9 protein-coding genes and 1 pseudogene are annotated in these 14879 nt (G+C 47.4%); 3 read left to right on the plus strand and 7 right to left on the minus strand.

Translation table 11 applies throughout. From position 1 onward, the window contains the following. Nucleotides 1–1483: pseudogene (locus AC5V8P_RS14760) on the minus strand (WIAG-tail domain); the annotation flags it as partial. Between the two features lie 189 nt (nt 1484–1672). Here AC5V8P_RS14760 and fabV point away from each other — a divergent pair. Both fabV and AC5V8P_RS14770 read left to right on the plus strand, forming a co-directional pair. Continuing rightward, nucleotides 1673–2860: an enoyl-ACP reductase FabV gene (fabV, locus tag AC5V8P_RS14765; protein WP_064796796.1), complete on the plus strand. Its 1188-nt coding sequence runs from the start codon at nt 1673–1675 to the stop codon at nt 2858–2860. Between the two features lie 263 nt (nt 2861–3123). Beyond that, nucleotides 3124–3276 carry a DUF1540 domain-containing protein gene (locus AC5V8P_RS14770; protein ID WP_081276804.1) on the plus strand — a complete coding sequence of 51 codons (153 nt, stop codon included), beginning with the start codon at nt 3124–3126 and terminating at the stop codon, nt 3274–3276. Nucleotides 3277–3377: 101 nt separating this feature from the next. Here the strand turns inward: AC5V8P_RS14770 and brfA are convergent, their stop codons facing one another. Next, on the minus strand, nt 3378–3632 hold the full coding sequence (gene brfA / locus AC5V8P_RS14775; protein WP_064796797.1) for a ribosome rescue factor BrfA: 255 nt from the start codon (nt 3630–3632) through the stop codon (nt 3378–3380). A gap of 92 nt (nt 3633–3724) precedes the next feature. Next, nucleotides 3725–4096, minus strand: coding sequence for a DUF4190 domain-containing protein (locus AC5V8P_RS14780; protein WP_063211257.1), 372 nt, complete (start codon nt 4094–4096; stop codon nt 3725–3727). Nucleotides 4097–4315: 219 nt separating this feature from the next. Between AC5V8P_RS14780 and AC5V8P_RS14785 the strand changes: the two genes are divergently transcribed. Further along, nucleotides 4316–4903: a hypothetical protein gene (locus tag AC5V8P_RS14785; RefSeq protein ID WP_063211260.1), complete on the plus strand. Its 588-nt coding sequence runs from the start codon at nt 4316–4318 to the stop codon at nt 4901–4903. A gap of 8 nt (nt 4904–4911) precedes the next feature. Here AC5V8P_RS14785 and lpdD read toward each other — a convergent pair whose 3' ends face one another. From lpdD to AC5V8P_RS14805, 4 genes are all read right to left on the minus strand, one after another. Continuing rightward, the gene (gene lpdD, locus AC5V8P_RS14790; RefSeq protein WP_064796798.1) at nt 4912–5262 is read right to left on the minus strand and encodes a prenylated flavin chaperone LpdD; all 351 of its coding nucleotides are present in this window, start codon (nt 5260–5262) and stop codon (nt 4912–4914) included. Nucleotides 5263–5445: 183 nt separating this feature from the next. Next, nucleotides 5446–10959: a S8 family serine peptidase gene (locus tag AC5V8P_RS14795; RefSeq protein WP_064796799.1), complete on the minus strand. Its 5514-nt coding sequence runs from the start codon at nt 10957–10959 to the stop codon at nt 5446–5448. 525 nt (nt 10960–11484) lie between these two features. Then, complete coding sequence (locus AC5V8P_RS14800; RefSeq protein ID WP_064796800.1) at nt 11485–13110, minus strand: S8 family serine peptidase; 1626 nt, start codon at nt 13108–13110, stop codon at nt 11485–11487. A 515-nt stretch (nt 13111–13625) separates the two neighbouring features. Then, nucleotides 13626–14879: SulP family inorganic anion transporter (locus AC5V8P_RS14805; protein WP_495473701.1), on the minus strand; the 1254-nt coding region annotated here is incomplete at its 5' end.

Genomic DNA, 14879 nt, shown 5'->3' on the forward strand with positions numbered 1-14879 from the left:
CGGTATGCAAATGTTGCTCCGTAACCGCCTCAGGCGCAATATGATCTTTCCGAATAATTTCGGATTGAAGATGCACGGAAGAGATCGCCTCCGGAGAAATCTGAGCTCCTTGTATAGCTGCTGTTGCAATATGTCTGGTAAGTACTGCCTCATCGGCAATTTTGTGTGGGAGAATGCTCTGATCCGATATTTTGGATGAAGTGACGGATTGATCCACAATTTGCAATGAGCCTACAGACTGATCTGCCAGTTTATTGGATTGAATACTCCGATCTGCGATATGCCGGGCTGTCACTTGGCCCGTTCCAAGCTGCTCTTCCCCAATGGAGCCAGGACTGAGATGCTTTCTTTCAATCGCTCCTGCCTGAATATGCACACTGGTGACTGCCTCAGATTCCAGATGACGCCCGCTGACAACACCTTCTTCCAATTGTTCTCTGCCCACAATTCCGTCGGTCAGCTGCTGGCGATTAATCGAACCAGGAGCTAGATGCCGGGCATGAACGGCATGCTCGGTCAGGTGTGCGCTCTCAATGCTGCCTGCCTGGATTTTAGTTCCATCCACAGCCCCATCCCGCAGTTTGGAGGTGGTCACAGACTGATCGCCCAGCTTGGAGCTGTCGACAGCTTCATTTGCCAAATTGTTTGATTGAATTGTACCGCTGCGAATTTTATCAGAGGTGACCGACTGATCTTGAAGCATATCTGAGGACACGATCCATTGCTTGAAATGACGGCTCTCAATTGATCCATTCGCAATATGATCGCCGCTGATAATTTTATCCGCCAGCTTTTCTGGAGTGATGCTGCCATCCCGAAGTTTTTCACTACTGATGGATCGATCCTGCAATTTACTGCCTGCCACAGAGGCATCCGACAAATGTTCGACCGTAATGGAGTCGGGAGCAATCTTCGAGGCAGTCACAGCACCGTCAGCTATTTTAATTGTATGAACAGCATAATCTGCTAGAAATTCCGTTTGGATACTCTCTTGTTTCAGCTTGCTGGAATCTATGGAAGCGGGAGCGATCTTTTCACCTGTCACAGCGAAATCACTCAAATCGTCTGTATAGATGAAAGCGTTGTTTATATGCGGAGCTTTCTTATTGTTCAAAATTTCTTCCACATCAATTGGATCTGGTTCTGGTTCTGGCTCCGGTTCAGGTTCTGGGACTGGTTCTAGCTCCGGCTCAGGTTCAGGCAGTGGGGATTCCTCCATCGAAATTGGAGTCTCCTCTGCATCTGCAACCTCAATCTCTTTTTCTTGTAGAGCCTCGACTTCAGGCTCGACAACGGTCTGTAGCTCCGACTCCTCTGTAGTTGGGGGAGGCGGAGAAGCAACTTGATGAATTCTTGCTTCTGTCTCCCTCTCCGCAGGCAGTGGTTTTGAGCGTTGTATCATACTTAACTCATTCATATCCGGGTCAATTACACGATAGAGCGGCTTTTTGTTTCTATTGGTTTTGCGGCTCTTGTTCTTCAAGCAGCTCTCTCCCTTCTCATGTTTATCGTTACAGCATCATATGCAGACTCTTAGGCACTTGCCACCCTGTACAGGGATTCACTTTTGGGCAAAAAGAATACTCACTGAAATCCACGTTTGAAAAAAAATTGTTAAAAGTTAAAATAGTAAGGGTGAAGATTGCTACAAGAAGAGAGGAACTACAATAATATGATTATCAAACCAAGAACACGTGGCTTTATCTGCACCACTGCTCATCCGGTGGGCTGTGCCCAACATGTTCAGGAGCAAATTGACTATGTACAAGCCCGTCCGGCTATCCAGGGACCTCGTAATGTACTTGTGATCGGGGCATCTGCCGGATATGGGTTGGCTTCTCGAATTACGGCTGCTTTTGGGGCGCGTGCCAATACAATTGGTGTATATCGTCCTAGCAATGCTACGGCTACACGCACAGCATCTGCAGGCTGGTACAATTCTGCTGCATTTGAGAAAGCTGCTCAGGAAGCCGGACTTAAATCTTTGAGCGTGACCGGGGATGCCTTCTCGGATGAAGTCAAAGCCAAAACGGTGGAAGCCATTCGCGAAGAACTGGGACAAGTCGATCTGGTAGTTTACAGTGTTGCTTCAGGTCGCCGCATCAATCCCCGCACAGGCGAAACATCTAATTCCGTGCTCAAGCCTATTGGTAAACCCTACACGAATAAGACCGTTAACTTCCACACCGGTGAAGTCAGCAGCGTGACGCTTGAACCAGCTACAGAAGAAGAAGTACAAGGGACTGTAGAGGTTATGGGCGGCGAGGATTGGAAATTGTGGATTGACGCCCTACGTGCAGGCGGTGTACTCGCAGATAACGCCACTACCTTCTCTTTTTCGTATATCGGTTCAGATATTACCCAAGCCATCTACCGAGAAGGCAGTATCGGAAGTGCAAAAGATCATCTGGAAGCGACAGCACGTCAGCTGAACGACCAGCTGAAATCTACAGGGGGACGCGCCTTTGTCGCAGTCACCAAAGGACTCGTGACCCAATCCAGCTCTGCCATCCCTGTCGTTCCTCTGTATATTTCCGCTTTATACAAGGTGATGAAGGAAAAAGGGCTGCATGAAGGGTGCATAGAACAGAGCTACCGTCTGTTTGCCGAGCGTCTGTACGCACCAGAAACGGCTGTAGATGAAGAAGGTCGTATTCGCATTGATGATTGGGAACTGCGCGAGGATGTGCAGACAGAAGTAGCGAAAATATGGGAGGAACTGACGACCCAAAATATCTATGAATTGTCCGATCTTGAGGGATATCGTCGCGAATTTTTCCAACTGTTCGGTTTTGAGTTCGAGGGTGTGGACTATGAGGCTGATATTGATCCTATCGTAAATATTCCTAACGTGCGCTAAGTCCTTTAGTGCCGCCATTCGATTAGAAAAACAAAAAAAAGCTGTCTCCAGCAGAAGAGCATTTCGTTCTGCATAGGGACAGCTTTTGTTTTACTGCTACATGACGTAACATTGCAATTTTAAAATGGTTTTGATATTGTACGGGTAGGCATAGCAAAATCCCTCTTCTTGCCAAGAGGGTAGACACAGTTGGACAAGTCCTACCTTGACTGACTGTGATTGTATTGCTCAGCCCATCACATCCTTACAAGGAGGTGAACAATATGGCAAAAGACGTTCTGTGCGAAGTCAACTCATGCACGTACTGGGCTCAAGATAATAAATGCAGCGCAAGCTCCATTTATAGCGTAAGCAACAAGCCTGCGGACACTCACACGTCCGAAGAAACAGACTGCAAAACCTTTGAAGCAAAGTAGACCTTAGTTTTAGTTTTTGAACCAAACTATAGCTTTATAATGAGGGAGCCCCTGCCAGGGTTCCTTCTTTCTTATCATTCTAACAAGAATGATAATTATTATCAAGTCCCTTTTGGCCTATGTATAATGCTATTCGAAGTTTTTCGACTTCGATCAAGACAAAAAAAAGAAGCGTCACCCTGAACGAGTCGCTTCTTGTGCTTGACCTTTTGTAATTGTTCTTGCTTGGTTGGCTTCATTCGCGTGTGCTGTGAAATCTCTGCATAATGATCGTTTGTTTTGCGGCTCTGTGCCGGACAATAGATCCCCGCGCGCTTCGCCTTGCTCAACGCCTTTTGTGTTTGAGTACGTGCCATACAGCTTCACTCTCCTTGATTGGACTCCTTTTATCATAGCATCCAATAGGCAAATCGTGAATGGTTTGTCTAACTCAAGCATTCATAATTTATTAAATGTCTGAAAAAATATCCGAATCGCCACTGGAGGCCGCCACAACAACCACGATAACCAAGAAAATAATGATCAGTGCATATATCAGTGTGCCGATAATACTACATACCAGTCCAGCGATGGCCATACCTCTGCCTTGCTCACCATATCGATTAATTTCCTTCAGGGAAAGACTGGACAAAATAATGCCCACAATTCCGATAATTAACCCAAGATAGGGTATGACAACAGATAAAATCCCGAGCACCATCGAGGCAACAGCTTTACTGTTAGTAGGTGGGACCACCGGGGGCTGGTTAAATGGGGCGTTATAATCGTTCGACTCCTGAAAAGGATCGGAAGATCGAGGCTCCTTGTACAAGTCACTCATCTGTTTAATTCAACTCCATTATGTAAAATAGCAATATATACGTTCTAGGGTACCACAATCTTACAAATCAGGACAGTACTTATTTCAATTTTTCAACTGAGAACGCTAAAAGGAAGAAGCATAGCATCTGAGCACTTTTTGGGATAACCGGGCATACAGTATACCTAATTACAGATAAATTGTGCTCCATGAGAGCATCCTGCCAAGGAGGACGGAGCTATGCCATATCGTGGAACATCCCGCAGGAAGGGCTCACCTCACCAACGCTTACATGCAAAAACACTTCAGAAAATATCCGCCGCCATGCTGCCATTTTACAAAGCTATCGCAATCCGCCGTACTTTTGCCATCCAATGGTCGCGAGCTGTCGTTCAAGGCAACCTAGATCGGATGAAATCCCTTCTTTGCTCGGTAGCGCCGTTTGCCGCCAAACAAGGCTTAGGCACGAATGGCATCGGCTACTTTATTTCCTTTTTCACTCAGCCACCGATGCTCTATTATACGAACGGTACGACGATTCCACCGGGGACGGTGCAGTTTACATTTGAACCGAAGGTTCATCGCGCTATTGCCAAAGCCGTTTTTCCGCTGTATCGCGAATTGGCACGCAATCAAAGCTTTGCTTCTGCCCTAGCCAAAGCGATCAACAGGCAAGACCAGCGGGCCGTTCATGTCATGATCCGCAGTTTAATTCCCTCCTCTGCGCTAAAATCCGTACACATTGAGGATGATGGCTTTGCATTGCTTTTTAAATACCCCTTTAGTAAGTATCCCTATCGCCATCTACTCTTTCGGGAGTTCACTTAGAAAAGTCTCTATAAGCGTGCTTGCTTAAGTTCTTCAATGAGCTCTTTTCCCAATTGTATAGCCATATCTGTCAGCACTCGGATTTCGTCCTTGGTGGCATGATCCAAATGCGTCCCGCAGCAAATGGCAAAGTTGCCTGCAAACTCTTTTCGCAAGCGGACTGCAATTTCTTCGGTAATATAAAATTCCTTGTGGTTTTGCAATTGAACGGTTTGAACCGGCTCAAGCCTAGCCCCTGCTGTAATCGTTCCCAAGTGAGGCTGATCGCCGCCTGATATGAGCACCACGATATCTTCCCCCATAAAATAGGCATCCAGCATAAGACGGATACGTCCGCTTTCTTTTTGCAAATGAATCAATATGATCCTCTCCTGCTAAAAAATATTGTTGTGAAACGATTCACTTCATAGATTAATGTTCATTGTATCGCTTCCCGGGCTGTTCGACAATTTAAAAATAGCCCACAGCAGTCTCTATGAATAGGGACTTGCTGTGGGCTTGCTTGCATTGCTGTTCTAAAAAGGGAATTTCCTCCCTTACTGCTAACGGATTGTGATGGTATGCACTGCCTTACCGCTTGCGCCGTCATTATCCGTCACCGTAAGCTCCACAGTATACGTTCCGGCTGTGGTGAATTTATGCTTCACCTTCGAACCAACCCCTGTATCGCCATCGCCAAAATCCCAACTGTAACTGACGATTTCACCATCTGCATCACGGGAAGCTTTGGCGTTAAATTGTACATTTTTATTCTTCTTGGCTGAGTCATTCGCCTGAATGATAGCTACCGGCTTTTCATTCGATGTAGGTGGATTCGGATCAGGGCCCTCTCCTCCGCCAGGGGTTACATACAATCTTCCCGGCGCCTCCGTCTCCACTTCATTCCCCGCTGCATCCCTTGCCCGGATCACGATGACTCCGCCTTCCAGGTTCAGAGAAGATGAAGTGAGATAAGTACCTTCATAGTGGCCTGACGAAGTTTCATTTAATGGAATTTCGTTGCGGGCCAGAGTGGATAGGTTAAAGGGCAGCTCCACATGGAAGGACGCCTCCAAGCCAGACGCACTGTCAAAAGATACTCGTACCGGCTGCCCTGGTATGATACGTACATCCTCGGCAGGATTAATATTTTCAAGCTTCGGCAGCGCTGTATCGACATACACCGAGCGTGTAACAGTTGTTTCATTTTCGGCAAGATCTTTGGCCGTCACTGTAATTTGATTTTCACCTTCGTTAATAAGCAACCGCTTGTTAAAGCTTCCGTCACTTCCGAATGCAGCAGGCTCGCCGTTAATCGTCAATTCGCTAAGGAACTCGTCGTACACCGTACCGGTTACACTGACGACCCCCGCATTCGTACGGGCTCCTTCAGCCGGTGAAGTCAGGATCAGACCCGGTTTGGTCTGATCGAGCGTCACAACCACTGGCTCGGAACGATCTGTTACTTTACCGTATACCGCCGCTTGGACACTTAGCAGATTAGCATCTGGCTGAAGATCAACAGCCAAACTGAACTGACGATCCTTCACTTTCGTTGTGCCGGCCAGTTCCTTGCCGTTAAAGAGCTGAATATCAGCTCCTTCTGCCGGAGAAGTTCCTGTGACGGTAATCGTATCCTCCTGTGTATACGTTGCCTTCGTAGGAGTCGTAATCGTTGGAGCATTCACCGGATATCTGACGATCGCCCGGATCATGTAGTTCCCTTCCGCTTCAGGTGATTGGCTCCATGTGCCGCTTACACCTTGCCAGCTGCGAAGCGCATTGGGACTGTTTTCATCTGTAGCAAGACCCGGTGACTGTGTGCCTACAGCAGACTGTGTATATACAATGTAGAAATCGCCTTGAACCGTCACCGGCTCTGGAAGCTGCACCGTCGTCCATTGTGTCTCATCCCGAACGGCAGTCCCGTCGAATGGACCAGCCAATAGTCGTCCAGGTGCTCCTGCTGCACCGGAGGCGTCATAGACAGAATATTGGAATGCCGTTCCTCCCGGATTCGGGAAGGCAGAGTTCCAGAACAGCAGCGATGCCCCTGTCACTTGTGCCACTTCGGACTCAGGTGTCATTCTCACTGCCCATGAATTGCCTGCCGCGTTAAAGGCTCTGGCATTTTCTCCTGTGCCGTCATCATAGGAAATGCCTCCTTGGAAGCCGATGAAAGGCTTCAACGTGACATTCGCTTCTACACTGCCATTTGGAGGAGCCGTAACGGAAATGCTGTCACTATAATAATTTTCGGCTGCAATGGATAATGTGTATGTTCCCTCCAACACGTCCAGCGTGAATTCTCCAGCCTCATTCGTCTCTACCGGAGCAACACGTGCATCCTCCAGTACCATTACTTTCGCTTTTTGGATCGGTTCACCGGATTGCTTGTCGGTAATAACCCCGTGAATCGTACCATGAGGGACAGCCTGGAGACTAAAGTTTGCTCTGATGACTTTATTATTCTCAATCGTGACTGCTTTCGTCTGAGGCACGTAGCCGTAAGCTTCGGCCTTTAGCGTGTAGTCACCCGCTACATGAGTGAAGCTGTATTTGCCTGTGGTCGGGTCTGTTTTCACCGAACGTCCGGTTTCCAGTACGGTAACCGTAGCACTAGCTGGAAGACTGTCGAGACCAACACGTCCACGCTCCACAGATGCTTCTGCCGGTTTCACCTTCTCTTGGAATTCACTCTTTTCAGTGCTTGTAATTTTGAACAACGGGAACTGTTCTTCCGCTTTTTCTGGCTTGATCTTGGAATCAGGTATGATATCCTTGGTCACGGTCGAAGCCGGAACACCCAGCACACGGAAATCGTCAATATACCAGCCATTTTTGTTCACACTGTTATCCGATTTCAGACGGAAGCGAACCTGAATTTCATTGCCAGTATAGCTATCTAAGTTGTAATAAACAGGAGTCCATTTTTTGCCATTGGTATTATGCGAGAATTTGCCCAGCTCACTCCATGTGTCGCCATTATTTTTGGACACTTCTACATATCCATAATCATAGCCGCCTTCAATTTCAAACCAGTGATTGAAGGTCAGTGTTGCGTTGCGTATACCATTCAAATTAATTTTTGGAGAAACCAGTGAAAAGTCGGCACCATTCTCATAGTTGCCGTCAAGATCAGTGGCCCACACATTCGGTTTGGACAATGCGCTCTCCGGTCCTACTTCCTTAGGAACGCCGCGTTCCCACTCATCCTTGGTACCGGAATGAGTCCAGCCATTGTCTGAGCTGCCGTCAAAATGATCGCTATACAGCGTGTCCGGCACGTCCACTCTTAGTGAAGCCTCGTTCGACTTTGCACTTTCGTTACCGCTGTAATCCTCGGCCGACACTGCATAATGATAGGTCGCACCACTGACGGTGATTGTATCTGTGTAAGTCAGTCCAGAGGTTGTACCGATAGAAGTATAATTTTTGCCGGACTGGGTAGAACGATACACCTTATACTGCTTCACATCCTCATCAGAGGAAGCATTCCAAGCGAGTGTGACGTTACCTACCGTATCTGCCTCTGCCGTCAAATGACCAGGTGCAGCAGGCGCAACAGCATCTGGCTCCTGAATGGACAGGTCGTCAATGTACCAGCCATCTTTCACGATTGTATTGTCACTAGTAAAGTTGAACAGGAGGTATACCTTTTGACCCGCAAATGCTCGCAAATCAAGATATTGTGTTTTCCAGCCGTTGCTGGTGCCAGTAAACGATAAAACCTGTTCAAACGCATTCTGATTGTTTGTGGTCGCTACATACACTTTGCCGAAATCAGAATTATTTTCAAGATCATACCAATGCTTGAAGCTGACCAGCGCCCCCTTGGAACTCTTGGTCAGATCAATGGGAGGGGCCATAAAATAACTGTTGGTATTAGTCTGGTATTGGCCTTCGAGATTGGTCGCAATGACCTTTGTACCCGAATGTGCGCTTTTAGGGCCGCTTGTCGGGGTTCCCCATTTCCAAACACTACCTTGACCCCCGATATTGATACCGGCGATGTCTTTTTCAAAGTCTTGCGTGTAGCCTGGTGTAACACCCTTGGAGACATTCACCTTGTATACTTCCGTTTCAAAACCGTTATTACCGTAATCATTTACACGGATATAGTATTCCAGACCTGCGCTATCCACCAAAAAGGTCGGAATGGACGCTTGATATGTACCGTCTTTGCTGTCTCCGGAGGTCCGCTCCAACGGAATATATACATAGTTTGACGAACCCGCTGTTTTGGCAAATGCCTCAACGGCTGTCACGCCGACATTATCTGTTACATGAGCCGTCAAAGGTATATCAAGACCCTCGAATGCAGCTGCAGGCGGGGTATGCTCAAGAACAGGTGCTTCCAGATCGTCGCCGCCCGTTACGACTTTACCGGATACGGAGCCTAGACCCTGGATAACAGATCCGACTGCATCGAGTGCATTAATGACACCATGTCCATATCCATTGTTTGGCGAAGTAGGATAAGTGCTGTCCGTGCGTGGTGTAGCTGTGTTCATCAAAATTTCCTCCAGCTGGTCTACTGTAAGAGAATGATTCGCTTGCAGTAATAGAGCAGCAAGACCGGCAACATGAGGGCCCGCCATGGAAGTACCATTATACCCGCCTTTATAGCCGCCACCGGCTACGGATGATCGGATATTTACTCCTGGCGCGGAAACTTCGGGCTTGATCTCACCATAAGGTGAGGGTCCCAGCAATGAAAAACTGCCTAGTTTGTCATTGATATCGGTTGCCCCAGTGGCAAAGGATTCCGGATAGTTGGCTGGATTGGCTACTGATCCAGGTCCACCCGGATTGGAGAGAGAGGTATTCCCTGCGGAGAATTCAGGGAAGATTTGAGCATCCCGCCATGCCTGAACTACAGGCCGGAACCATTCGTCAAGGCCCGGTCCGCCTCCCCAAGAGTTATTCACTACGTCCGGAGCAAGCTCGGGATGAAGATTACCTTGTGCGTCTTTTGGCGCAAGCAGCCATTGACCGCCGTCCAGTATAATCGCATCCGTCGTTTCCGGATTAAAAATCCGAACCGCAATCCACTTCGCACCAGGGGCAACGCCCACTCGGTTCGTTCCATTTTCCTCGGAGCCGACCATCGTGCCCATCGTATGCGTCCCATGGGAATCGTCTTCTTGGTCGACCGGAAGCGGCGCATGACTATGCGGATCGTACCAGCTCAGCTCAGGATTCACGATATTGCCTGCCGCGTCCAGACCACGCCATTTGCGATGCAGGGCCGGATGCGTGTAGTCAACGCCTGTATCGAGATTGGCGACCACGATTCCGGTTCCGTCAATTCCTTTTTCCCACACTTGAGGTGCGTTAATATGGGATATGTTCCATTCCACCGTAGATGGGTCTACAGCGTTCTTACCTGTATTGCCAGGCAATGCCGATGTTTTGCCATCGTCCTTTTTCGGTTCTACAGCTTTCTGTGCTGTGTCAGACTTTGCTGTTCCTGCTGTTGCTGCCGTTGCTGTTTCAGCCGCTTTGGCGCCTGTGTTCTCTGACTGCTTATCAACCGTTACCTTTTGCAGATAACGTGTTTCATTTGGCAAAATTTTATCAACTTCGGGCAGCTTCGAAATATGATCCAGCACCTCCTTGGTGCTCGTGACAGCCAAAGCATTGACTATAAAATAGCTTTTATATTCCTTTACTCCGCCGCTCTCCGATTGCTTGTCCAAATAACTTTCAAGCCCATATTGGGTTCTGGAAGCCGTTTCACGCAGAGAGCTGATTACATGGCTGCGCGCAGCCATTTTGGCAGCGGAAGGTGTTATTTTCTCAAGTGAGGCCTTTTGGAGAGCATTTTTGGAAACCTTATTGGTATCAACCTGTTCTTTTAATTTGACCAAATAAGTAACATAGTTGTTCTCCTCAAACTGTTGGGTCAGTTTCGGGGACACCTTCGCGGTCGTGACCTTGTGTGAGGCTGATTTCAGCTCCAGCTTGGAGCCATCCGGGGTGTTATTCGCTAAAGCGGGTTGAACAAATGAAAAGGCCATAAGCAAAGAGAGTCCAATAGAAAACGGTTTCTTGAAACGTCTAGGTTTAATCAATTACTTCTCCACTCCTTTTACTAGGTTTAATGCTTCCGAAATAACCTGTACAGAGTCAGACCTCATGCCTTGCACATCAAACACGCGGGTTGCGCAATACGATGTGTTGGCGACCACCTCCTTCATAGATTATAGTGAAACACAAAACTATTAGGCGATTCATAGATGGAAGTACTTCATAGGTGAGTTTAAAATCCAATAGAAAAGCGATAAAACTCTAGTAGATACCTAGGAGAAAGAGCAGGAGCGATTCGAAGAAAAAAACATGTTATATCATTACATTTTATATTAAAAATTGATATAAAATCATATATTATGGATAGTATAAAGTTACCAAAACAGATATACAAGTCATTTTTTTGCATTTTTCTTGAAATTCTATGACTTTTATGTTCATTTATGTACGAAAACCCCTTTTAAGCCGCTACGTCATGATTGCAACACACGGTTAGCCGTTGCGTGCAATCCTTATACGAGCCACCAAAGGGATTTTCGGGGATCTTTCTTTAACCTGTCTGATTATTTTTAGTTAAGTACGGAATTCACCGCAGCAAGCGCATCGATCAGACCATTTCCATAGCCGTTGTTGGGTGAAGTCGGATACTGGCTGTCAGTCAGCGGTGTTGCGGTTTTCGAAATCACATCCTCCAGTTGATCCACCGTCAATGATGGTTTGGCCTGAAGAAGCAGTGCCACCAATCCGACTGTATGCGGACCTGCCATGGAAGTACCGTTCCAGCCTCCCTCATACACTCCACCCCGTACAGAAGAACGGATGTTGACACCAGGAGCCGAAATTTCAGGCTTCACTTCGTCATAAGGAGAAGGACCGCGCAGCGAGAAGCTGGCCAGCTTGTTGTTAACGTCCGTGGCCCCTGTGGCATAAGCCTCCGGCAAATTCGCCGGATTGGCTACAGACCCGGCTCCGCCTGGATTTGACCATGTTGTGTTCCCTGCGGAGAATTCGGGGAATATCTGAGCCGCTCTCCACGCCTTGATCATTGGGCGATACCATTCGTTCAGGCCAGGTCCACCACCCCAAGAATTATTCACCACATCCGGGGCAAGTTCAGGATGCTTTTCGCCGTTTTTATCTACAGGTGCAAGAATCCACTGCCCACCATCCAGCAAGATGGAATCTGTGGTAGATGGATTAAATACTCGCACGGCAATCCACTTGGCCCCTGGGGCAACGCCGATTTGATTCGTACCGTCGCTGTCTGAGCCAACGATTGTCCCCATCGTATGTGTACCATGTCCATGGGAATCGGTTGGCAGCGCTGCGCCTCTCACCGCATCATACCAGCTCAGCTCTGGATTTACGACTTGACCAGAAGCATCCAGCCCGCGCCATTTTCTTTTCAATGCCGGGTGAGTATACTCAACACCTGTATCCAAACTAGCAACGACAATGCCTTTGCCGTCAATACCTTTGGCCCAAACCTCTGGTGCTTTAATTTTAGAAATATTCCACTCCACACGACTTGGCGTTACCGCATCTTTATATACGGATTCTTGCACCGATTTTTGTGCATTCTCTTCCGTCACAGCCGGGTCGACAGCAGTTTGATCTGCAACTGCTTGATCTGTTGTTGATTGCTCCCCTGCCGGCTGGGCATCCTTATCGATTTCTACCTTTTGCAGCTCGCGCTTTTCATCCGGTAAAATTTTGTCGATCTCAGGCAGGGTGGCGAGATTATCCATGACCTCTTTGGTACTGGTTACCGCAAATGCATTCACGATAAAGTAACTCTTATACTTTTTAACGTTTCCGTTATTGACTTCCTTCTTTAAGTATTCTTCCACGGAGGGTTGAGTTTTCTCTGCGGTATCCATGAGAGAATTAACAACCGTTTTACGTACAGAAAGCATGGCAGCGGCGGGGGAAATCTGCTCGGCAGAAGCCTTCTGAAAAGCATGCTTAGCCACAGACTCCGTATCTACCTGATCTTTTAATTTAACTAGATAGGTGACATACTCGCTCGTACTGAATTGCTGATTCAACTTGGCTGAAACCTTGGCGGAAATCGTCGATGCCCCTGCTGAAGAAGTTGTGCTGGAATCCGCATACACCGGAGAAATCAGAGAAAAAGCAAGAATAGCGGTAAAACTGGCCGACAGCGTTTTTTTGATACGTTTCGACTTAATCAATACTTTTCATCTCCTTATACTTGGTTTTTTGATTCTCAATGACAGCCTTAAGGGCAGCAACGTGAAAAGCCCACAAATAGCCTCTGGTACTCACCTCCTTTAAAAATATAGATCCCGGGGTGAAATCATAGGTCATATTCTGAGGTGAACCATCTTTGGCGCAGACCGCAAGGAAGGACATTCGATTAAGAATTGTGGACAAGTCTAGGAAAAAGCAAGTTAAAAAGATGAAGAAAAAGGTAGGGTAAAATACTAGAAGTGATCGAGGAGGTTGATATAACATATATATTAAAATACAATTTAAAACAAAAGAATGAAACAATTGGTATCTTTTGAATCTAGTATAGTGTCATAAAAACAGATATTCAAGCATTTTTTTGAATTTTATTCCTTTTTTTCTTGAAAGAGCGAAAAACCTCTTCTATGATCCGAAACCAAATGCAACGTGAAGACTCGCATTTATTTTCGAAAATGGAAGAGGTTTTTAGCCAATCAGCAGCAATTGTAGAAGAACGCTATCTGCCGCTATTTACAGGTATGGGAACCGAAACGGCTCCTTCTGGAAAGGAAGATTTGGTTTCCTGGGTTCTGCGGCACAGGCCCGTACATTCTCGAAAAGCCATTTGCCTGCACCCCCTGCACCGATCCTGATTTACCATTGCAAGAGCTGCCGTTAAAGCCTCTCCTGTATGTTCAAAAAAATGATTTTGCCCGATCATGTCGTAGCATCCGGTTTTCTGTAGTAGTTCCAGCGGTTGAGGCTGGAGTCCGGACACAAGCACGGTCCCACCAGACTTGCGGTATTTTTGTATTAATGCAGTAAAGTTAGCTTCTCCCGTCATATCCATAAAAGGGACCTTTCCCATTCGCAACAACAAAATCCCCTGCTGGTGGCCAGTCTGTCCCCCTACCCCCGAGTTTTCCAACGCCGAGGCTGCACCGAAAAATAGGGGACCTTCCACATTGTAAATAGCCACCTGCGGGCAATCGTGCTGCTCTGTAACCATATGTGCACCTACTTTTTCATGCTTCACAGAAGGGTCAGGAAGCACCTTATCAACTGAAAGTGTACTGCTCATACGCTTGACAAACAATACAACTGCCAAGATCAGACCTACCTCCACAGCCGTTGTCAGTGTCGTAAAAACCGTCAGCAAAAAGGTGACGACCAGCACAATTGAGTCCGCTGTCCGTGTTTTGAGAATGTGCGCAAAATGCTTGCGTTCACTCATATTCCAGGCGACTACCATCAACACGGGTGCCATACTGGCCAATGGAATATTAGATGCATAAGGCGCAAAAAGCATCAGAATGAGGAGCACAACGACCCCATGCACAATGCCTGACATAGGAGAAACTGCGTTGTTGCGGATATTGGTAGCCGTACGAGCAATCGCCCCTGTCGCAGGAATGCCGCCAAATAGTGGTGTCAGCAAATTGGCAATCCCTTGTCCAACCAGTTCGCGATTGCTGTTATGGCGGGTACCCGTCATCCCGTCAGCTACCACCGCTGAAAGCAGCGATTCAATAGCCCCCAGCATCGCTATAACCAGTGCTGGCGGCAACAGCTTCACGATTAATTCCCACGTTATCGCAGGAATATGCAGCTCAGGCAAAGATGCCGGAATTGCTCCATAAGCAGAGCCAATCGTAGCCACCTGCCCTGGAAAAAACAAGGCTGCCACCAGCGTTGACAAGAGTAGGCCGACCAGCGAGCCAGGTATCTTGGGCCATTTTTTAGGCACCACAATAAGCCCAGCAAGACAGAT

It is taken from the genome of Paenibacillus sp. N119s, from assembly GCF_059447605.1.